We start from the raw sequence: 20,453 nt of genomic DNA, 5'->3' as shown, positions 1-20,453 counted from the left end.
ACGTTTCCCGGGTGTCAAGAGGTCATGCCGAAGGATCTTTCTGTCGGCCCTCAGGCCGTACGGTCCGCCGTCAGGTAGGCGATGACCATGTCGCCGAGCATCGTCCGGTAGTGCTCCCGCTGGTCCGGGGCCGTCAGGTCGCGGCCGAACAGTGCGCCGAAGGTGTGCCGGTTGGCCACCCGGAAGAAGCAGAAGGAGCTGATCATGGCGTGCAGGTCCACGGCGTCGACATCGGCCGTGAACAGGCCCGACTTGCGGCCCGACTCCAGGATCCGGTGGATCACCTCCAGCGCGGGCGAGCCGATCCGCCCGAGCTGCTCGGAGCTCGCGATGTGCTGGGCCTCGTGGATGTTCTCGATGCTCACCAGGCGGATGAAGTCGGGGTGCGCCTCATGGTGGTCGAAGGTCAGCTCCGCCAGGCGCCGGATGGCCGCGACCGGGTCCAGATGCTCGACGTCGAGGTCCTGCTCGGCCTGCCGGATCACGGTGTACGCGCGCTCCAGCACGGCCGTGAACAGCTGCTCCTTGCCGCCGAAGTAGTAATAGATCATCCGCTTGGTGGTGCGGGTGAGGGCGGCGATCTCGTCCACCCGGGCGCCCGCCAGGCCGGCCCGGGCGAACTCCTTGGTGGCCACGTCGAGAATCTCGGCCTTGGTGCGGACGGCGTCGCGGATGCGCCCGCCGTTGTGTGCCGGTTCTTCGACGCTGGTCATCGGGTTCCTTCGGGCGAGGGGCCAGTGCCGTGAATTCTAGAAGCACGCCGAGGGGCTTCCCCGTGGCCCGGTGATGCTGATATAGCTAACGTACTAGTTCGTACATTAGTGGAGGTCGGTCGTGACCAAGGACTCGTTTCTCGTCGGGCTCATCGGCTCCGGCATCGGTCCGTCACTGAGCCCCGCGCTGCACGAACGGGAGGCCGACCGGCAGGGGCTGCGGTATCTGTACCGGCTCATCGACATCGACACGCTGGGTGTTCCGGCGCAGGCGGTCGGCGATCTCGTACGGGCCGCCCGTGACCTCGGATTCGACGGGCTGAACATCACGCACCCGTGCAAGCAGCTCGTCATCGAGCACCTCGACGGTCTCGACGCGCAGGCCGAGGCGCTCGGCGCCGTCAACACCGTGGTCTTCGAGGACGGCCGCGCGATCGGCCACAACACGGACGTGACCGGGTTCGCCGCGTCCTTCGCGCGTGGGCTGCCCGACGCTCCGCTGGAACGGGTCGTCCAGCTCGGCGCCGGTGGGGCGGGGGCGGCTGTCGCGCATGCGACGCTCACTCTTGGGGCGGGGGAGGTGACCGTTGTCGACGCGCTGCCTGACCGGGCCGCCGACCTTGCCGGCGCCCTCAACCGGCACTTTGGTGTCGGTCGTGCGACCGCTGCGACGCCCGATCGGTTGCCGGCGCTGATCGGCCGGGCCGATGGCATCGTGCACGCGACCCCCACCGGGATGGCTGCCCATCCCGGGCTGCCGTTCCCGGCGGAGGTGCTGCATCCCGGGCTCTGGGTGGCCGAGGTGGTGTATCGGCCGTTGGAGACGGAGCTGTTGCGTACGGCGCGGGGGGTTGGGTGCGCCACGCTCGATGGGGGTGGGATGGCTGTGTTCCAGGCTGCGGATGCGTTCCGTCTGTTCACTGGGCGTGAGCCTGACTGTGGGCGGATGTTGGTGGATATTGCGGAGTTGGCCGGGACCGCGGAGAGCTCGGCAGGCACGGTTGTGTGACGGCTGCGGGCCGTCTGTGGCTGGTCGCGCCCACGCGGCGGAGCCGCATATCGAATACAGCCCCGCGCCCCTGAAGGGGCGCCTGCAGTACCCCATTTTCAAGGGAGCGGGTCCATGCGTACATCCATCGCCACCGTGTCGCTCAGTGGATCCCTGACCGAGAAGCTCACCGCCGCCTCCCGGGCCGGGTTCGACGGGGTCGAGATCTTCGAGAACGATCTGCTCGCCAGCCCCCTCACCCCCGAGGAGATCCGCGCCCGCTGCGCCGACCTCGGGCTCACCATCGACCTCTATCAGCCGATGCGTGACATCGAGGCCGTGCCCGAGGACGAGTTCGTCCGGAATCTGCGGCGCGCCCGGCACAAGTTCGAGCTGATGCGGCGGCTCGGCACCGACACCGTCCTTGTCTGCTCCAGCGTCTCCCCGCTGGCCCTCGACGACGATGCCCTAGCCGCCGCCCAGCTGAGCCGACTGGCCGACCTGGCGCAGGAGTTCGGCGTCCGCGTGGCCTACGAGGCGCTCGCGTGGGGACGGCACGTCAGTACGTACGACCATGCCTGGAGCATCGTCGAGACGGCGGGGCACCCCGCGCTCGGCACCTGTCTCGACAGCTTCCACATCCTTTCCCGGGGCTCGGACCCGAAGGGCATCGAGGACATCCCCGGCGAGAAGATCTTCTTCCTGCAACTGGCCGACGCCCCTCTCCTCGCCATGGACGTGCTCCAGTGGAGCCGCCACTACCGCTGCTTCCCGGGGCAGGGCGGATTTGACATTGCCGGCCTCCTCCAGCACGTCATCAGGGCCGGATACGACGGTCCGCTCTCCCTCGAAGTCTTCAACGACGTGTTCCGGCAGGCCGAGGCCGGACCGACCGCCGTGGACGCCCGGCGCTCCCTCCTCGTCCTCCAGGAGAGCATCGGCCTCGCCCCGCTGCCCGAGCCCGTCGTCCCCACCGGCATCGCCTTCGCCGAGCTGGTCACCCCGGACGCGGAACCCGTCTCGGCGGTCCTCGGCGCACTCGGCCTCACCCGTACCGCCCGCCATCGCAGCAAGCCAGTCGACCTCTGGGAGCGCGGCGAGGCCCGCATCCTCGTCAACACCGGACCGTCCGCCCGCCGCGACGGCACCGGACTCGCCGCCGTCGGCCTGGAATCCCCTGACCCGGCAGGCGCCGCCCGCCGCGCCGAGGCACTCCTCGCCCCCGTCCTGCCCCGCCGCCGCGCCCCCGAGGACGCCCCACTCGACGCGGTGGCCGCCCCCGACGGCACGGAACTCTTCTTCTGCGCCACGGACCGCCCCGAACTCCCCAACTGGCGCACCGACTTCGAGACCCTGGAGACCGTCGAGCCCGGCGTCGGCCGCATCGACCATCTGGCCCTCACCCAGCCCTGGCACCACTTCGACGAGGCCGCTCTCTTCCACAGCAGCGTCCTCGGCCTGAACGGCCAAGAGAGCGTCGACGTCGCCGACCCGTACGGCCTCTTCCGCAGCCGGGCCGTCACCAACTCCGGTGGCAGCGTACGGATCGCGCTCGCCGTCGGCCCCGCACCCACCGAGGCCGAGACCCGCGCCCAGCACATCGCGCTGGCCACCGACGACGTGGTCGCCGCCGCCCGGCGCTTCCGGGCGGCAGGGGGCCGACTGCTCCCGATGCCCGCGAACTACTACGACGACCTCGCGGCCCGATACGAGTTCACCGAGGGCGAGTTGGCGACCTACCGCGAACTCGGCATCCTCTACGACCGTGACGCACAGGGCGAGTTCAGGCACTGCTACACCCAGACCGTGGGCCGCGTCTTCTTCGAGCTGGTCCAGCGCGACGGGGGCTATCAGGGCTACGGCGCCCAGAACGCGCCCGTACGCCTCGCCGCCCAGCACGCACAACGCCCGGTCCGGTAAAGGGAGTTACTCAGTACTTAGTAGCGCCCTACTGTCGAGTGACACTCCTGCTCACACCGGCGATGACGGTCGTCGCCAGGATCCAGCCGGTCAGGATGAGGACGTACGACAGGTACTGGTACCCGCCCTCGGGTGCGAAGGCTCCTTCCTGTCCGAAGGAGATCACCGGGAGGAGCAGGTCCAGAGTGTAGAAGAGCGGATTGAACTCCGGGGCCTCCGAGGCCTTCAACGGACGCGGGTGGTGTACGGCGTACGCGATCGAGCCGGCCGCCAGCAGGGACAGCAGCCAGACGGCGGCGCGCAGCGGGCGGAAGCCGTAGCCGACGGTGAGGTCCTGGAGGTGGCCCCACAGCCGACCGAGCCAGGGCAGGGTGGTCCGGTGCCGGCGCAGCTTGGCGAGCTGGACGCGGCGGGCCGCTCCCTCGTCGCCGACGTGACGGTAGGCGGCGGCCAACTGCTCGTAGGCGTACGGGACATAGCCGTCGCCGTCGCGTTCCAGCAGGGGCAGGCGACGCTCGGCGGGCTCGTGCGGGGTGAGCGTCGTGTAGGTGAGGTTGTTGAAGAGCACCTCGCCCGGGGCGACCTCCGATTCGAAGCCCAGGACCTCGATCCGGGAGCGGCGCAGATGCAGCCGGCCCTCGATCGGCTCGCACCGGTACAGCCACAGCTCACCGATGGTGCAACTGCTGGCCCGCAGCGCCATACCGCCGGGGTTCGACAGCCGCGCCCGCGTGAAGTCGAGGCACCCCGCGATACGGGAGCCGCGCAGATCGATGGCGCCCTGGGTACGCAGCGTCCGCGCCCGTACGTCGGCCCGCACCTCGATGGACTGGGCGCGCAGGACATGGCCCCCGGGGTTGCTCAGTTCGGCGCCGTCCAGAGCGATCGACCCGCCCACCGTGGCACCGGTCAGGAGCATCTCGCCCCGCACCCTCAGTCCCGGCGCCGCGAACCCGTCGCCGAGCACCGCCTGATGGAGCTGGAGCACCGGCACGGACGGGTCGGACGTGGTGAGTTCGGCGCCGTCCATGAAGAGCGCGCCCGCTATCTCCGCACCGGCCAGCCGTACCGGCCCCCGCACCCGGCAGTCCGTCATCCGCAACGGACCGTCGATGCGCGTACTGGCGAGATTGACGGCCGGGAGCACCGAGCCGCGCAGATTCAGCTGGCGCAGCCGGGTCCCGTAGAAGTCGGGCGACTCGTCGAAGTGGCAGTACCGGAGGTGGAGCGGGTGGTCCACGATCGCGTACATCAGGTTCAGATGCCCGGTGATGCGGGCGCCCGAGAGCCTGAGCCTGGGGATCTCGCCGTCCTGCTGCTGGGTGCTGAGCAGCAGGGTCCGCAGCACCGGGGCGCGTACGCTCCGCTCCGGTCCCCAGTCCGCGCCGTCGGCCGCGTTGTCGCCGCCCGCCTCACGGAAGTCCACGGGCTCACCCGTGCGGAAGGCCTGCCACACCCGGGCTTCGGCCGCAGTCAGCTCGTTGATCTCCATCGGGGCGACTCTGACGCGCGCCCGACGCACATGTCAATCGGGCCCGGGGACAACGCCCCGGACCCGATCGCCACTTCAGCCCGCCGACCCGAACCGTCGGCTCAACTCGCCGCTCCCTGACGGGAGTTCCACTCCGCGACCACCGGACGGTCGTGCTCCGTGGACAGCCTGCTGACCGTGCCCGTGGCGAGCTGGAACAGCCGTCCGTCGGTGGCCGGCAGCCCGAGGTAACGGGCCGTCAGCACACGCAGGAAGTGCCCGTGGGCCACCAGGACCACGTCACCCTCTTCGAGCGCGTCCTTGAGGTGGGTCAGGACGCGGTCCGCGCGTCGGCCCACCTCGTCGGGAGACTCGCCGGGATGCCCGTCCGGGCCCGGCGGCACGCCGTCCGTGAACAGATACCAGTCGGGCCGGGTGCGATGGATCTCGGCGGTCGTCACACCCTCGTACGCGCCGTAGTCCCACTCGTGCATGTCCGGGTCGATCAACGCCCCGGTCAGGCCCGCGAGTTCGGCGGTGCGGACCGCACGGACGAGCGGGCTGGTCAGGACGCGTGCGAAGGTCCGTCCGGCGAGGAGCGGAGCGAGGGACTCGGCCTGTTCCTCGCCGTGCCGGGTGAGGGGCAGGTCGGTCCAGCTGGTGTGCTGTCCCGACGCGCTCCACTCCGTCTCGCCGTGGCGGACCACGAGAAGGTCACCCACGGCTTCCTACTTCTTGGACTCGACGGCGTGGCCGCCGAACTGGTTGCGCAGCGCCGCGATCATCTTCATCTGCGGGGAGTCGTCCTGCCGCGACGCGAACCGGGCGAACAACGACGCCGTGATCGCGGGCAGCGGAACCGAGTTGTCGATGGCCGCCTCGACCGTCCACCGGCCCTCGCCGGAGTCCTGCGCGAAACCGCGCAGCCGCTCCAAGTGCTCGTCCTCGTCAAGGGCGTTGACCGCCAGGTCGAGCAGCCAGGACCGGATGACCGTCCCGTCCTGCCAGGACCGGAAGACCTCGCGCACGTCCGTGACGGAGTCGACCTTCTCCAGCAGCTCCCAGCCCTCGGCGTAGGCCTGCATCATGGCGTACTCGATGCCGTTGTGGACCATCTTCGAGAAGTGCCCGGCGCCCACCTTGCCCGCGTGGACATAGCCGTACGGGCCCTCCGGCTTGAGCGCCTCGAAGATCGGGTGAAGCCGCTCGACGTGCTCCTTGTCGCCGCCGACCATCAGGGCGTAGCCGTTCTGGAGGCCCCACACGCCGCCGGAGACACCGGCGTCGACGAAGCCGATGCCCTTCGTGCCCAACTCCTCGGCGTGCTTCTCGTCGTCCGTCCAGCGGGAGTTGCCGCCGTCGACGACCGTGTCACCGGACTCCAGAAGCCCGCCGAGTTCGTCGACGACGGACTGGGTGGCGGCACCCGCCGGAACCATCACCCAGACCACGCGCGGCGCTTCGAGCTTCTCGACCAGCTCGGCGAGGCTCGCCACGTCGGAGACCTCGGGGTTGCGGTCGTAGCCGATGACGGTGTGGCCGGCACGGCGGATGCGCTCGCGCATGTTGCCGCCCATCTTGCCGAGACCGATCAGACCAATCTGCATGTCAGTTCACTTCCTGGGCGTGACGAAGAGTGCGGTACGTGGCCACGAGGGCGGCGGTGGAGGAGTCGAGGCCGGGGACATCGGCTCCTGTGGTGAGCGCGGGTTCGATCCGCTTGGCGAGGACCTTGCCCAGCTCGACGCCCCACTGGTCGAAGGAGTCGATGTTCCAGACGGCGCCCTGGACGAACACCTTGTGCTCGTAGAGCGCGATCAACTGGCCGAGCACGGACGGGGTCAGCTCGCGCGCCAACACGGTCGTCGTCGGGTGGTTGCCCTGGAACGTCTTGTGGGCGACCAGTTCCTCCGGGACCCCTTCGGCCCGCACCTCATCTGGTGTCTTGCCGAAGGCCAGCGCCTGTGTCTGGGCGAAGAAGTTGGCCATCAACAGGTCGTGCTGCGCCTTGAGTTCGTCGCCCAGCTCGGCGACCGGTTCGGCGAAGCCGATGAAGTCGGCCGGGATCAGCTTCGTCCCCTGGTGGATCAACTGGTAGTACGCGTGCTGCCCGTTGGTGCCAGGCGTGCCCCACACCACCGGCCCGGTCTCCCACTCCACCGGCAGCCCGTCCCGATCGACCGACTTGCCATTGGACTCCATGTCCAGTTGCTGCAGATAAGCAGTGAACTTGGAGAGGTAGTGCGAGTAGGGCAGTACGGCGTGCGACTGGGCGCCGAGGAAGTTGCCGTACCAGATCCCCAACAGGCCCAGCAGCAAAGGCGCGTTGGCCTCCGCCGGGGCAGTGCGGAAGTGCTCGTCGACCAGCGCGAACCCGTCCAGCATCTCGCGGAACCGGTCCGGGCCGATCGCGATCATCAGCGACAGTCCGATCGCCGAGTCGTACGAGTACCGCCCGCCGACCCAGTCCCAGAACTCGAACATGTTCGCCGTGTCGATCCCGAAGTCGCCGACCCTTCCGGCGTTCGTCGACAGCGCCACGAAGTGCTTGGCGACCGCCTTCTCGTCGCCGCCGAGGCCCGCGAGGAGCCAGGAGCGGGCCGAGGTGGCGTTGGTGATCGTCTCGATCGTCGTGAACGTCTTCGAGGCGATGATGAAGAGGGTCTCGGCCGGGTCCAGGTCCCGCACGGCCTCGTGGAGGTCGGCGCCGTCGACGTTCGACACGAACCGGAACGTCAACTCCCGTGCGGTGAAGGCCCGCAGAGCCTCGTACGCCATCGCGGGACCGAGGTCCGAGCCGCCGATGCCGATGTTGACGACGTTCTTGATGCGCTTGCCGGTGTGTCCGGTCCACTCGCCGGAGCGCACCCGGTCCGCGAAGGCCGCCAGCTTGTCCAGGACCGCGTGCACGGCCGGGACGACGTTCTCCCCGTCGACCTCGACGACCGCGTCGCGCGGCGCCCGCAGCGCGGTGTGCAGGACCGCACGGTCCTCGGTGATGTTGATCCGCTCGCCCCGGAACATGGCGTCCCGCAGCCCGAACACATCGGTGGCGGCGGCGAGTTCCTGGAGAAGGGCGAGGGTCTCGTCGGTGACCAGGTGCTTGGAGTAGTCGATGTGCAGGTCGCCCACCCGCACGACGTACCGCTCCGCGCGCCCGGGATCGGCGGCGAACAGCTCACGCAGCTGCGGCTGGGGGAGCGCGTCGGAGCGGTGGTCCTCCAGCGCGGTCCACTCGGGGCGCCGGCTGAGCCTGGGGGAGTCAGACATTTTTGGCGGTCTCCTTGGTGCCGTTGGCCCGCAGCGCGACGGCGTACATCTCGTCGGCGTCGAGGCGGCGCAGCTCCTCGGCGATGAGTTCCGAGGTGGGGCGCACCTTCAGCGCGAGGGTGCGGGAGGGCTGGCCGGGCAGGGTGAGCGTGGCGAGCGGGCCCTCGGGGCGGTCGATGACGATCTCGCCCTTGTCGGTGCCGAGGCGGACGGCCGTGACGACCGGGCCCGCGGTGACGACGCGGTCCACCTTGACCTCCAGGCGGGCGCCGAGCCAGCGGGCCAGCAGTTCGGCGCTCGGGTTCTCGGCCTCGCTCTCGACGGCCGCCGAGATGATCTTCGTACGGGCCTGGTCGAGGGCCGCCGCCAGCATCGAGCGCCACGGGGTGAGTCGCGTCCACGCCAGGTCGGTGTCGCCGGGCGCGTACGACCGCACCCGGGCCTCCAGGGCGACCAGCGGCTTCTCGACCGCGTACATGTCGGTGATCCGGCGCTGGGCCAGGGCGCCCAGCGGGTCCTTGGCGGGCACCTCGGGGGCGTCCACCGGCCACCAGACGACGACCGGCGCGTCCGGCAGCAGCAGCGGCAGGACGACCGAGTCGGCGTGGTCGGACACCTCGCCGTAGGTCCGCAGGATGACCGTCTCGCCGGTGCCGGCGTCCGCGCCCACCCGTACCTCGGCGTCGAGGTGGGAGTTGGTGCGGTCGCGCGGGCTGCGGGCGTGCCGCTTGATGACGACCAGGGTGCGCGAGGGGTGCTCGTGCGAGGCCTCCTCGGACGCCTTGATCGAGTCGTACGCGTTCTCCTCGTCCGTGACGATCACCATCGTCAGGACCATGCCCACGGCAGGGGTGCCGATGGCGCGTCGCCCCTTCACCAGTGCTTTGTTGATCTTGCTTGCCGTGGTGTCGGTGAGGTCGATTTTCATGGCCTGCGCCAGCTCCGTCCGTCTCGTGCGAGCATCTCGTCGGCTTCCTGCGGGCCCCAACTGCCCGAGGAGTACTGCGCGGGCCTGCCGTGCGTGCCCCAGTACTGCTCGATCGGGTCGAGGATCCGCCAGGACAGCTCGACCTCCTCGGTGCGCGGGAAGAGGTTCGAGTCGCCGAGGAGGACGTCCAGGATCAGCCGCTCGTACGCCTCGGGGCTGGACTCCGTGAAGGACTCGCCGTACGCGAAGTCCATCGACACGTCCCGGATCTCCATCGAGGTGCCGGGCACCTTGGAGCCGAAGCGGACCGTGATGCCCTCGTCGGGCTGGACCCGGATGACGATCGCGTTCTGGCCCAGCTCCTCCGTCGCCGTGTGGTCGAAGGGGGAGTGGGGGGCCCGCTGGAACACGACCGCGATCTCGGTCACCCTGCGGCCCAGGCGCTTGCCGGTCCTCAAGTAGAACGGGACGCCTGCCCAGCGGCGGTTGTCCACCTCCACCTTGATCGCCGCGTACGTGTCGGTCTTCGACTTGGGGTCGATGCCGTCTTCCTGGAGGTAGCCGATGGCCTTCTCGCCACCCTGCCAGCCCGCCGCGTACTGCCCGCGCACGGTGTGCTCGCCCAGGTGCTCCGGCAGCTTCACCGACTTCAGGACCTTGAGCTTCTCGGTGAGGAGCGAGTCGACGTCGAAGGCGAGCGGCTCCTCCATGGCGGTGAGGGCCATGAGTTGGAGCAGGTGGTTCTGGATGACGTCACGGGCGGACCCGATGCCGTCGTAGTACCCGGCCCGGCCGCCGATGCCGATGTCCTCGGCCATCGTGATCTGTACGTGGTCCACGTACGACCGGTTCCAGATGGGCTCGTACATCTGGTTGGCGAAGCGGAGCGCCAGGATGTTCTGGACGGTCTCCTTGCCGAGGTAATGGTCGATCCGGAAGACCTGCTCCGGGTCGAACACGTCGTGCAGCACCTTGTTCAGCGCACGGGCGCTCTTCAGGTTGTGCCCGAACGGCTTTTCGATCACCGCGCGCCGCCAGGAACCCTCCGGCGCCTTCGCCAGCCCGTGCTTCTTCAGCTGCTGGACGACCTTCGGGAAGAACTTCGGCGGTACGGAGAGATAGAACGCGTAGTTGCCGCTCGTACCCCGGGACGCGTCCAGCTCCTCGACGGCCGAGCGCAGCTGCTTGAACGCCTGGTCGTCGTCGAAGTCGCCGGGGATGAACCGCATGCCCTCGGCGAGCTGCTGCCAGACCTCCTCGCGGAACTCCGTACGGGAGTGCTCGCGCACCGAGTCGTGCACGATCTGCGCGAAGTCCTCGTCCTCCCAGTCCCGGCGCGCGAACCCGACGAGCGAGAAGCCCGGCGGGAGCAGACCCCGGTTGGCGAGGTCGTACACGGCCGGCATCAGCTTCTTGCGGGACAGGTCACCGGTCACCCCGAAGATGACCAGCCCGGACGGCCCGGCGATCTTGGGGAGCCGGCGGTCGCCGCGGTCGCGCAGCGGGTTCTCCCAGTCGGCGGCGGCTTCCACGGCTGCTTCGATGTCGGCGGCCGGCAGGGTCGGTGCCTCGGTCATTCCCCGTCAACTCCCTTGCTGTTCAGCGACTTCGTCACGGCGTCGAGCAGGTCGTTCCAGGCGATCGCGAACTTCGCGACACCCTCGTCCTCCAGCTGCTTCACGACCTCGTCGTACGAGATCCCGAGCCCCTCGACGGCCGCGAGATCGGCACGGGCCTGGGCGTAACCGCCGCTCACCGCGTCGCCGTGGATGTCGCCGTGGTCGGCGGTGGCGGCGAGGGTGGCCTCCGGCATGGTGTTGACGGTGCCGGGCGCGACCAGCTCGTCGACGTACAGGGTGTCCTTGTACGCGGGGTCCTTGACGCCGGTCGAGGCCCACAGCGGACGCTGCTTGTTGGCGTGGGCGCCGCCGAGGGCGGTCCACCGGTCACCGCCGAAGACCTCCTCGTACGCCTCGTAGGCGAGCCGCGCGTTGGCCAGCGCAGCCTTGCCCTTGAGGGCGAGGGCATCGGCCGTGCCGAGGACCGTCAGGCGCTTGTCGATCTCGGAGTCGACGCGGGAGACGAAGAAGGAGGCGACGGAGTGGATGTTCGCCAGGTCGAGGCCCTTGGCCTGCGCCTTCTCCAGGCCGGCCAGATAGGCGGCCATGACCTCGCGGTAGCGCTCCAGCGAGAAGATCAGCGTGACGTTGACGCTGATCCCGAGGCCGATGACCTCGGTGATCGCCGGGAGACCGGCCTTCGTCGCCGGGATCTTGATCATCACGTTGGGCCGGTCGACCAGCCAGGCCAGCTGCTTGGCCTCGGCGATCGTCGCCGCCGTCTCATGGGCGAGCCGCGGGTCGACCTCGATGGAGACGCGGCCGTCCCGTCCGGCTGTGGCGTCGTACACCGGGCGCAGGATGTCGGCGGCGGCGCGGACATCGGCGGTCGTCATCATCCGTACGGCCTCGTCGACCGTGACCCTGCGCGCGGCGAGGTCGGCGAGCTGCTCCTCGTACCCCTCGCCGGAGCCGATGGCGGCCTGGAAGATCGACGGGTTGGTGGTCACGCCGACCACGTGGTGGGTGTCGATGAGGTCGGCCAGGTTGCCGGACGTGATGCGCTTGCGGGACAGGTCGTCCAGCCAGATCGAGACGCCCTCGTCGGAGAGGCGCTTCAGGGTTCCCGCGGTGGTGGTCGTTTCGGTGGTCACTATGATCATCTTCCTTCTGGCGATCGGATCAACCGCGGGCGGTGGCAAGTGATTCCCGCGCGGCCTGGGCCACGTTCTCGGGGGTGAAGCCGAACTCGGCGAACAGGGTCTTGGCGTCGGCGGAGGCGCCGAAGTGTTCGAGGGAGACGATGCGTCCGTGGTCACCGACGTACCGGTACCAGGTCAGACCGATCCCGGCCTCGACCGCCACGCGTGCCTTCACGGACGGCGGCAGGACGCTCTCGCGGTACTCGCGCGGCTGCTCCTCGAACCACTCCACGGACGGCATCGACACCACACGGGTACCCACACCCTCGGCTTCCAGTGCCTCGCGTGCCGCGACGGCGAGTTGGACCTCGGAGCCGGTGGCGATCAGCACGACGTCCGGGGTACCGGTCGACGCCTCGCGGAGGACGTAGCCGCCCTTCGCGGCGTCCTCGTTCCTGGCGTACGTCGGTACACCCTGACGGGTGAGAGCGAGGCCGTGCGGGGCCGGGTTCGTGGCGTGCCGCCTGAGGATCTCGGCCCAGGCTACGGACGTCTCGTTGGCGTCGGCCGGGCGCACGATGTTCAGCCCCGGGATCGCGCGCAGCGAGGCCAGGTGCTCGACCGGCTGGTGCGTCGGGCCGTCCTCGCCGAGGCCTATGGAGTCGTGCGTCCACACGTACGTCACGGGCAACTGCATCAGCGCCGACAGCCGTACGGCGTTCCGCATGTAATCGGAGAAGACCAGGAAGGTGCCGCCGTAGATACGGGTGTTGCCGTGCAGCGCGATGCCGTTCATCTCGGCGGCCATCGAGTGCTCACGGATACCGAAGTGGACGGTACGGCCGTACGGGTCCGCCTCCGGGAGCGGGTTGCCCGCGGGGAGGAAGGAGGACGTCTTGTCGATCGTCGTGTTGTTCGAGCCGGCCAGGTCGGCCGAGCCGCCCCACAGCTCGGGCAGGACCGGGCCCAGCGCCTGGAGCACCTTGCCGGACGCGGCACGCGTGGCGACTGACGTGCCCTCCTCGAACACCGGCAGCGCGTCCTCCCAGCCCTCGGGCAGCTGACCTGCGACGACCCGGTCAAACAGCTGCGCGCGCTCGGGGTTGGCGGTACGCCACTCGGCGAGCCGCTTGTCCCAGGCCGCGTGCGCCTCGGCGCCCCGGTCGAGGGCCCGGCGGGAGTGGGCGAGGACCTCGTCGGCGACCTCGAAGGAGAGCGACGGGTCGAAGCCCAGCAGACGCTTGGTGGCCGCTATCTCCTCGGCGCCGAGGGCCGAGCCGTGGGAGGCCTCGGTGTTCTGGGCGTTCGGGGCGGGCCAGGCGATGATCGTGCGCATCGCGATGATCGAGGGGCGCGCGGTCTCGGCCTGCGCCTCCTTGAGCGCCGTGTACAGCGCGTGTACGTCGATGTCGCCGCCGAGTTCGGGCTCGATCCGCTGCACCTGCCAGCCGTACGCCTCGTACCGCTTGAGCACGTCCTCGGAGAACGCCGTCGCCGTGTCGCCCTCGATGGAGATGTGGTTGTCGTCGTAGACGAAGACGAGGTTGCCGAGCTTCTGATGACCCGCCAGCGAGGAGGCCTCGGCGGAGATGCCCTCCTCCAGGTCGCCGTCCGAGACGATCGCCCAGACGGTGTGGTCGAAGGGGGAGGTACCCTCCGGCGCCTCGGGGTCGAAGAGGCCGCGCTCGTAACGGGCGGCCATCGCCATGCCGACCGCGTTGGCGACGCCCTGACCGAGGGGGCCGGTGGTCGTCTCCACACCGGCCGTGTGGCCGTACTCGGGATGACCCGGGGTCTTCGAACCGTGCGTCCGGAAGGCCTTGAGGTCGTCCAGTTCCAGCTCGTACCCGGACAGGAACAGCTGGGTGTAGAGGGTCAGCGACGTGTGGCCCGGGGAGAGGACGAAGCGGTCACGGCCGGTCCACTCGGGATCCGCGGGGTCGTGTCGCATCACCTTCTGAAAGATCGTGTACGCGGCGGGGGCCAGGCTCATCGCCGTGCCGGGGTGCCCGTTGCCGACCTTCTGCACGGCGTCGGCCGCGAGTACACGGGCTGTGTCGACGGCACGTCGGTCGAGATCGGTCCACTGGAGGCTGTCGGATGTCTGCGGCGTCATCTTCAAGAAATCCTCGATAGGGCGGTGCGAACCGCTACGAACTGCTCGGGCGTGTTCAAACTTAAAAGTCTGACTTTTACGAGGCCAGGTGCCTGTGTGTCACCCTTTGGTGAAAGTGGGACACGGACAGCGGGGCCGAGTCGGCAAGAGAAGGACATGGCGGACAGAACCACCCAAGGCGCCACCCAAGGCACCACCCAAGACACCGCCCGGGGCACTCTCCGGGACGGCGACGGCATCAGGACGTTTCCCTTCCCGGTCGGTCTGAGCGTCCTGGGCGTGGGCATGCAGGTCGGCTCGATGTCACCCGACCGCACCTGGCACGAGGACGCCCCGCTCGACCGCGTCCACCGCATCGACTTCCACATCGTGATGCTGTTTGACGAGGGCCCGGTGACCCACATGATCGACTTCGCCGAGTACGAGGTGACAGCGGGCGACCTGCTGTGGATCCGCCCGGGTCAGGTCCACCGCTTCTCCCGCACCAGCGAGTACCACGGCACCGTCCTCACCATGCAACCCGGCTTCCTGCCCCGCGCCACCGTCGAGGCGACCGGCCTCTACCGCTACGACCTGCCGCCGCTGCTGCGCCCGGACGCTCCCCAACTCGCGGGCCTGCAGACGGCCTTGGCGCAACTGGGCCGAGAGTACGAGGACACGGCCACCCTCCCGATAGGCGTGCACACCTCGGTACTGCGCCACTCCCTCACGGCGTTCCTGCTGCGCCTGTCCCATCTCGCGACGAGTTCGGCGGAGGCGGCGCGCGGCCGGACGGACACCACCTTCACCCTGTTCAGGGACGCGGTGGAGAAGGGCTTCGCCACCAATCACAGCGTCAGCGCGTATGCCGACGCCCTCGGTTACTCCCGGCGCACCCTCGTCCGCGCGGTGCGCGCCGCGACCGGTGAGACGCCCAAGGGGTTCATCGACAAGCGCGTGGTCCTGGAGGCGAAGCGGCTGCTGGCCCACACCTCCCTGCCGATCGGACGGGTGGGCGTGGCCGTCGGCTTTCCCGACGCGGCGAACTTCTCCAAGTTCTTCCAACTCCACACGGGGACCACGCCGGTGGCGTTCCGCGCGGAGCTGCGCTGAGGGAGACGGAAAGGAAGGAGGGGCGGACCTGATGGCCCGCCCCTCCGGCAACGCTCGTACAACCTCCGTATCAGTGACCGAAGTTGAACCAGTTCACGTTCACGAAGTCCTGCGCCTGGCCGCTGGTGAAGGTCAGGTAGACGTCATGGGTGCCGGTGACGGAGCTGATGTTCGCCGGTACCGTCCGCCAGCTCTGCCAGCCGCCCGTGTTGCCGATCGAGAAGCTGCCGATCGGTGTGTTCGTACGGCTGTCGAGACGCACCTCGACCAGCCCGCTCACGCCCGAGTTCGCGCCGCTCGCGACCCGGGCGACGAACTGGGTGGCCGCCGTGGAACCGAAGTTGACGCCCTGGTAGAGCGCCCAGTCGCCGTTGGCGAGCGAGCCGATGTTCTGGCCGCCGCCGGTGTCGGTGGTGGTCTCCGTGAGGGTGCCCGACTGGCTGTTGTACGACTCGGCCTGGATCGCGCTGTACGCGTCCCGGGAGCCGGTCGGCGGGGGAGTGGTCGTACCGCCGCCGGTGGTCGACTGGAGCACCTGGACGTAGTCGACGACCATCGGGCGCCCGGAGACCGTGTTGGCGTCGGGGCCGCCGCCGAACGCGGCCGGGAAGGCGCCGCCCATCGCCACGTTCAGGATGATGAAGAAGCCGTGGTTCGTGGCGTTCGACCAGGTCGTCGCGTCGACCTGGTTCGCGGTCACCGTGTGGTAGTTGGTGCCGTCGACGTAGAAACGGATCGCCTCCGGGCTCACCGAGCGGTCCCACTCCATGCTGTACGTGTGGAAGCCGGCCTGGCAGGTGGTGCCGGTGCAGGTGGTCGTGGAGCCGAGGCCGGTCGTCTCGTTGCAGGGGCCGCCCGGGCTCGTACCGCAGTGCAGGGTGCCCCAAATGGTGTTGAGGCCCTGGGTGTTCTCCATGATGTCGATCTCGCCGACGCTCGGCCAGTTCTGGTAGTTGCCCCGGTAGGGTGACCCGAGCATCCAGAAGGCGGGCCAGTAGCCGAGCGCGGAAGCGCCGGTGACGTTCGGCACCTGGAGGCGGGCCTCCACGCGCAACTTGCCGCCCGCCGGGGGCTGGAAGTCGGTGCGGTTGGTCTCGATGCGGCCCGAGGTCCAGTTGCCGGCGGAGTCGCGGATCGGGGTGATGCGGAGGTTGCCGCTGCCGTCGAGCGAGACGTTGTTGGTGCTGTTCGTCATCGTCTCGATCTCGCCGGTGCCCCAGTTGGCCGGCCCGCCGGGATACGAAGTCCCGGTCGCGTACTGCCAGTTGGTGGTGGAGACGCCGGTCCCGGCGGTGCCGTCGAAGTCGTCGACGAAGACCTGCGTCCAGCCGGTGGGGGGTGTGGGCGCGGAGGCGCCGGCGGGGAGGGTGGCCGCCGTCGCCACGGCGGCGGCCAGACCGAGGGTGCTCAGGACGGCGACGAGAGCCCGTCGCCGTCTGGGTATGCCGGAGGTTTCACTCATGGGGGTGCCTCTCGGTACGGAGAAGTGAGCGCGGGTGTCTTCGAGAAGGCTTGAGAGCGCTCTCAAAGTGGGCCCAATGTGCTCTCCGGTACCGGGGCCGTCAAGACTTAAAGCAGGGAAAGTCCTTTCCTGGCGCGGAAGTTCACGTCATGAACACCGCATACGTGCTAAACCGCGCTGCCCGCCTTCCAGTCCGCCCAGGACAGGTTCCAGCCGTTGAGGCCGTTGGCGGGGTCCACCGTCACCTCGCCCGAGTTCTTGACGATCACCACGTCCCCGAGCATCGAGCTGTCGTAGAACTTGTAGCCCGGTACGGAGGTGTCGTTCGCGCCCTTCGTGTCGTGCAGGCCGACGCAGCCGTGGCTGGTGTTGGTGCTGCCGAACACCGAGGTCGAGGCCCAGTAGTTGCCGTGCACGAAGGTGCCGGACGTGGTCAGGCGCTGGGCGTGCGGGACGTCGGAGATGTCGTACTCGTCGCCGAGCCCGACCGTCGAGGACTCCATCCGGGTCTGCTTGAACCGCTCGCTGATCACCATGATCCCGGACCAGGTGGTGTGCTCGGCGTCGCCGCCGGAGACGGGATAGGTGGCCGTGGTCGCGCCGTCCCGCTGGACGGTCATGGTCTTCGCGGCCAGGTCGACCGTGCTGATCTGCTCGCGGCCGATGTGGAAGGTGACGTCCTTGGACTGGGTGCCGTAGACCCCGTCCGCGCCCTCGACATCCTTGAGTCGCAGCCCGAGCGTGATCTTCGTACCGGCGGCCCAGTAGGTCTCCGGCCGGAAGTCGAGCCGGGTGTCGCTGAACCAGTGCCCGACCACCTCGACGGCCGGTTCGGCGGTCACGGTGATCGCCTTCTGGACGGCGGCCCGGTCGGTGACCGCCTCCGTGAAGTTGATCGACACCGGCATACCGACACCGGAGGTGGAGTCGGCCTCCGGCGTGAAGTACCCGACGAAGGTCGCGGAGGGCGAGGCGGTGGTGAAGGTCGCGGTGTGCGTGGCGGCGTCGGTGACCTGCGCGGACACCTTGTACGTCGTCCCGGAGTACGGGTTCCCGGTGGACGTCCACTTCGTACGGGCCGCGTCCAGGGCCCCGGCCAGCACGCTGCCGTCCCCGCCGGTGACCGTGACGGAGGTGAGGGTGCCGTCGGTGACGGTGACCTCGACGGGGGCGGCGAAGTCGGCGTGCTGGGTGCCGTCGGCCGGGGTGACGGTGACGACGGCCTTCCTGGCGGCCTTCGCGGAGGCGCTCGCGCTCGCCTTGGTCGCCGCCGAGGCGTCGGCGGAGCTGCTGCAGCCGGTGAGCACGGCGGCCGGGACGACTCCGAGCACGGCGAGGACCCCGCGCCGTGACCACGCCGATGGCTGCTGTCCGCTCGGCTCGGACGGGTTCGATATGTGCGGAACGCCCACGGCACGCCTTTCTGAAATGACCAGGAGTGATCGATACTGCGCATGCATGGTGCGCTTTCTGTATGGGTTTGTTCTTTGAAACGGGCGCTCACCGTCTGAGATTCAGGTAAGGACGCCAGAGCACGCCAAGGGGGCGGCCCCACCAGGGACCGCCCCGCACTCCGGAGGCTCAGGCGTCGACCGTCACCCGCTCCGGCACCGGCGCCTCCTCGCGCAGTCCGAACCGGTCGTGCACGCGGCGCAGCGGCGGCGGCGCCCACCAGGCCCGGCGTCCCAGCAGCGCCATGGTCGCCGGGACCAGCAGCATCCGTACGACCGTCGCGTCGATCAGCACGGCCAGCGTCAGCCCGAGCCCGATCTCCAGGATGGGCGCGAAGCCGCCCGTCATGAACGCGCCGAAGACGACGGCGAGCAGCAGCGCGGCGCAGGTGACGACGCGGCCGGAGCGGCGCAGCCCGGTCACCACGGCCTCACGGTCGTCACCGCTCTGGGCGCGGGCCTCGCGCATCCGGGCCAGGATGAACAGCTCGTAGTCCATCGCCAGCCCGAACGCGATCGCGATGATCAGCGGCGGCGCGGTCAGGCTGAGCGAGCCCAGCTCCTCGGAGCCGAGGAGCCCGGCCAGATGCCCGTCCTGGAACACCCAGACGACCACACCGAGCGCGGCACCGAGGCTGAGCAGCGTCGTGGCGATGGTCCGCAGCGGGATCAGCACCGACCCGGTGAAGGCGAACAGCAGCGCGAAGATCCCGATCAGGACGGTGACGGCGGCCCAGGGCCCCCGGTCGGCGAGCATCTCCCGGAAGTCGACCAGCTGCGCGGCGGGACCGGTGACCTGGACGGGCTCGGCACCGCGTACGTCCCTGATCCGCTCGACGAGATCGGTCGCGGCCTTCCCGTCGACGCTGCCGCTCGGCTGGAGTTCCAGCACGGTCGTCCCACCGGGCAGCGTACGGGCCTGGGTGGTCGGCGAGAGGGCGCTGATCCGGTCGGCGGTCGCGGGGTCGGCGCCCGGCTTCAGGACGACGGTGATGGGCGTGACCCCGACACCGGGCGGGAAGTGCGCCCGTACGGTGTCCTGCAACTGCCGTGCCTCGCTGCTGGTCGGCAGCTGGGTCGCGTCCCCGAGGTTGATCTTCATCCCGGTCACGGGCAGCGCGAGGACGAGCAGCACGGGTACGACCGCCACGAGCACGGCGATCGGACGGCGCGCGGCGAAGGTGGCGAGCCGGGCGAACACCTTGCCCTCCTCACCGTCGGCCCGCACCTTGGCCGGGGGGATCTTCGCGCCGAACCGCGTCAGCAGGGCGGGCAGCAGGGTGAGCGCGGCCAGCATGTCGACGACGACCACGGCGGCCACGGCCAGCCCCATGCTGCGCAGGAAGGTGCTCGGGAAGATCAGCAGCCCGGTCAGACAGACGGCGACGGTGAGCCCGGAGAACAGCACGGTCCGTCCGGCGCGGGTGACGGTTCGGTGGACGGCCTCGACGACGTCGTCGGTGTGCCGGCGCTCCTCCCTGAACCGGACCACCATCAACAGGGCGTAGTCGACGGCGAGTCCGAGCCCGAGCATGGTCGTCACCTGGATGGCGTGCACGGAGATGTCGGTGACCTGGCTGAAGAGGAACAGCGCGAGAAACGCGCCCGCGATGCCACTGACGGCGACGAGCAGGGGCAGCCCGGCGGCACGCAGCCCGCCGAAGATGACGAACAGCAGCACCAGCACGACCGGCAGGGAGATCAACTCGGCCTTCTTGACGTCCTCTTGTGCCTGCCCGCCCAACTGCTTCCCGAGCAACGGCCCGCCGCTGACATGCACTTCGGGAGCGTCGATCGCCTCGATCCGATCGACGGCCGAGTCGATGACGGAGTCCTCGGCATCGTCGTCGAGCCCGCTCTTCAACGTGACAGGGATGATCACGGCCCGCCCGTCCTCGGCGACGAGCCCCTCGGTGACGTACGGGTCGGGCACGGCGGCGACACCGTCGACGGCACGCAACTCGGCGACGGCCCGCTCGACTTGGGCCCGCAGCCCGGGGTCGGACACGGCGAGTCCGGCGACGACACCGGTGAGGGTCTCCCCGGTCGGGGACACCCCGTCGAGATAGGCGGCGGCCACCTCGGACTCGGTCCCCGGAACGTCCGGAACATCGTCGGACAGCTTGCCGAAGACACCGGTCCCGAGACCGAACCCCAGCAGCAGAAAGAGCACCCAGACGGCAATGACGGTGAGCGGGCGGCGAGTTGTCGCCCGGGTGACGGTGGCGAGCACGGTCCCTCCCACGGGATCGGTGGACTTGATGTCACCGAACAGGCTGCTGCCGGGCGGGGGGTGGGGGGATCGCCGGGGGGAGGGGTTTCGGGGGTCGCTCTTGCGGGG

The 20,453-nt window shown here is 69.6% G+C and carries 15 protein-coding genes; 3 read left to right on the top strand and 12 right to left on the bottom strand.

What is annotated here, in order from left to right; genetic code table 11:
* Window positions 1–50 precede the first annotated feature (50 nt).
* On the bottom strand, window positions 51–713 hold the full coding sequence (locus LUX31_RS06115; RefSeq protein ID WP_235473709.1) for a TetR/AcrR family transcriptional regulator: 663 nt from the start codon (window positions 711–713) through the stop codon (window positions 51–53).
* Window positions 714–834: 121 nt separating this feature from the next.
* On the opposite strand from LUX31_RS06115, the gene LUX31_RS06110 reads away from it, so the two are divergent.
* Both LUX31_RS06110 and LUX31_RS06105 read left to right on the top strand, forming a co-directional pair.
* On the top strand, window positions 835–1,722 hold the full coding sequence (locus tag LUX31_RS06110; protein ID WP_235473708.1) for a shikimate dehydrogenase: 888 nt from the start codon (window positions 835–837) through the stop codon (window positions 1,720–1,722).
* Window positions 1,723–1,836: 114 nt separating this feature from the next.
* Window positions 1,837–3,621, top strand: a complete 1,785-nt coding sequence (locus tag LUX31_RS06105; protein ID WP_235473706.1) for a bifunctional sugar phosphate isomerase/epimerase/4-hydroxyphenylpyruvate dioxygenase family protein — start codon at window positions 1,837–1,839, stop codon at window positions 3,619–3,621.
* Between the two features lie 28 nt (window positions 3,622–3,649).
* Here the strand turns inward: LUX31_RS06105 and LUX31_RS06100 are convergent, their stop codons facing one another.
* The 8 genes from LUX31_RS06100 to tkt form a co-directional block, all read right to left on the bottom strand.
* Window positions 3,650–5,113, bottom strand: coding sequence for a membrane-associated oxidoreductase (locus LUX31_RS06100; RefSeq protein ID WP_235473704.1), 1,464 nt, complete (start codon window positions 5,111–5,113; stop codon window positions 3,650–3,652).
* Window positions 5,114–5,214: 101 nt separating this feature from the next.
* Window positions 5,215–5,814 carry a histidine phosphatase family protein gene (locus LUX31_RS06095; protein ID WP_235473703.1) on the bottom strand — a complete coding sequence of 200 codons (600 nt, stop codon included), beginning with the start codon at window positions 5,812–5,814 and terminating at the stop codon, window positions 5,215–5,217.
* Window positions 5,815–5,820: 6 nt separating this feature from the next.
* Window positions 5,821–6,699 carry a phosphogluconate dehydrogenase (NAD(+)-dependent, decarboxylating) gene (gene gnd, locus LUX31_RS06090; RefSeq protein WP_235473701.1) on the bottom strand — a complete coding sequence of 293 codons (879 nt, stop codon included), beginning with the start codon at window positions 6,697–6,699 and terminating at the stop codon, window positions 5,821–5,823.
* Between the two features lies 1 nt (window position 6,700).
* A complete protein-coding gene (gene pgi / locus LUX31_RS06085; RefSeq protein ID WP_235473700.1) occupies window positions 6,701–8,362 on the bottom strand; it encodes a glucose-6-phosphate isomerase in 1,662 nt (553 codons plus the stop codon).
* On the bottom strand, window positions 8,355–9,290 hold the full coding sequence (gene opcA, locus LUX31_RS06080; RefSeq protein ID WP_235473698.1) for a glucose-6-phosphate dehydrogenase assembly protein OpcA: 936 nt from the start codon (window positions 9,288–9,290) through the stop codon (window positions 8,355–8,357). The genes pgi and opcA overlap by 8 nt, the downstream gene beginning before the upstream one ends.
* On the bottom strand, window positions 9,287–10,867 hold the full coding sequence (gene zwf / locus LUX31_RS06075; RefSeq protein WP_235473696.1) for a glucose-6-phosphate dehydrogenase: 1,581 nt from the start codon (window positions 10,865–10,867) through the stop codon (window positions 9,287–9,289). The genes opcA and zwf overlap by 4 nt, the downstream gene beginning before the upstream one ends.
* A complete protein-coding gene (gene tal / locus LUX31_RS06070; protein WP_235473695.1) occupies window positions 10,864–12,012 on the bottom strand; it encodes a transaldolase in 1,149 nt (382 codons plus the stop codon). The genes zwf and tal overlap by 4 nt, the downstream gene beginning before the upstream one ends.
* Before the next feature lie 19 nt (window positions 12,013–12,031).
* Entirely contained in the window at window positions 12,032–14,107 is a 2,076-nt protein-coding gene (gene tkt / locus LUX31_RS06065; protein ID WP_235473693.1) for a transketolase, read from the bottom strand.
* 156 nt (window positions 14,108–14,263) lie between these two features.
* Here tkt and LUX31_RS06060 point away from each other — a divergent pair, with 156 nt between their 5' ends.
* Entirely contained in the window at window positions 14,264–15,199 is a 936-nt protein-coding gene (locus LUX31_RS06060) for a helix-turn-helix domain-containing protein (RefSeq protein ID WP_235473691.1), read from the top strand.
* 70 nt (window positions 15,200–15,269) lie between these two features.
* Here the strand turns inward: LUX31_RS06060 and LUX31_RS06055 are convergent, their stop codons facing one another.
* From LUX31_RS06055 to LUX31_RS06045, 3 genes are all read right to left on the bottom strand, one after another.
* Window positions 15,270–16,661 (bottom strand): glycoside hydrolase family 16 protein, encoded by a 1,392-nt coding sequence (locus LUX31_RS06055; protein ID WP_235473689.1) that lies wholly within the window; start codon window positions 16,659–16,661, stop codon window positions 15,270–15,272.
* A gap of 167 nt (window positions 16,662–16,828) precedes the next feature.
* On the bottom strand, window positions 16,829–18,073 hold the full coding sequence (locus LUX31_RS06050; protein WP_235473687.1) for a L,D-transpeptidase: 1,245 nt from the start codon (window positions 18,071–18,073) through the stop codon (window positions 16,829–16,831).
* Between the two features lie 169 nt (window positions 18,074–18,242).
* A complete protein-coding gene (locus LUX31_RS06045; protein ID WP_235473685.1) occupies window positions 18,243–20,345 on the bottom strand; it encodes an MMPL family transporter in 2,103 nt (700 codons plus the stop codon).
* Window positions 20,346–20,453 lie beyond the last annotated feature (108 nt).

This window comes from Streptomyces sp. GQFP, from assembly GCF_021545335.1.
Taxonomy (GTDB): Bacteria; Actinomycetota; Actinomycetes; order Streptomycetales; family Streptomycetaceae; genus Streptomyces.
This window is presented reverse-complemented; position numbering and strand designations above follow the sequence as displayed.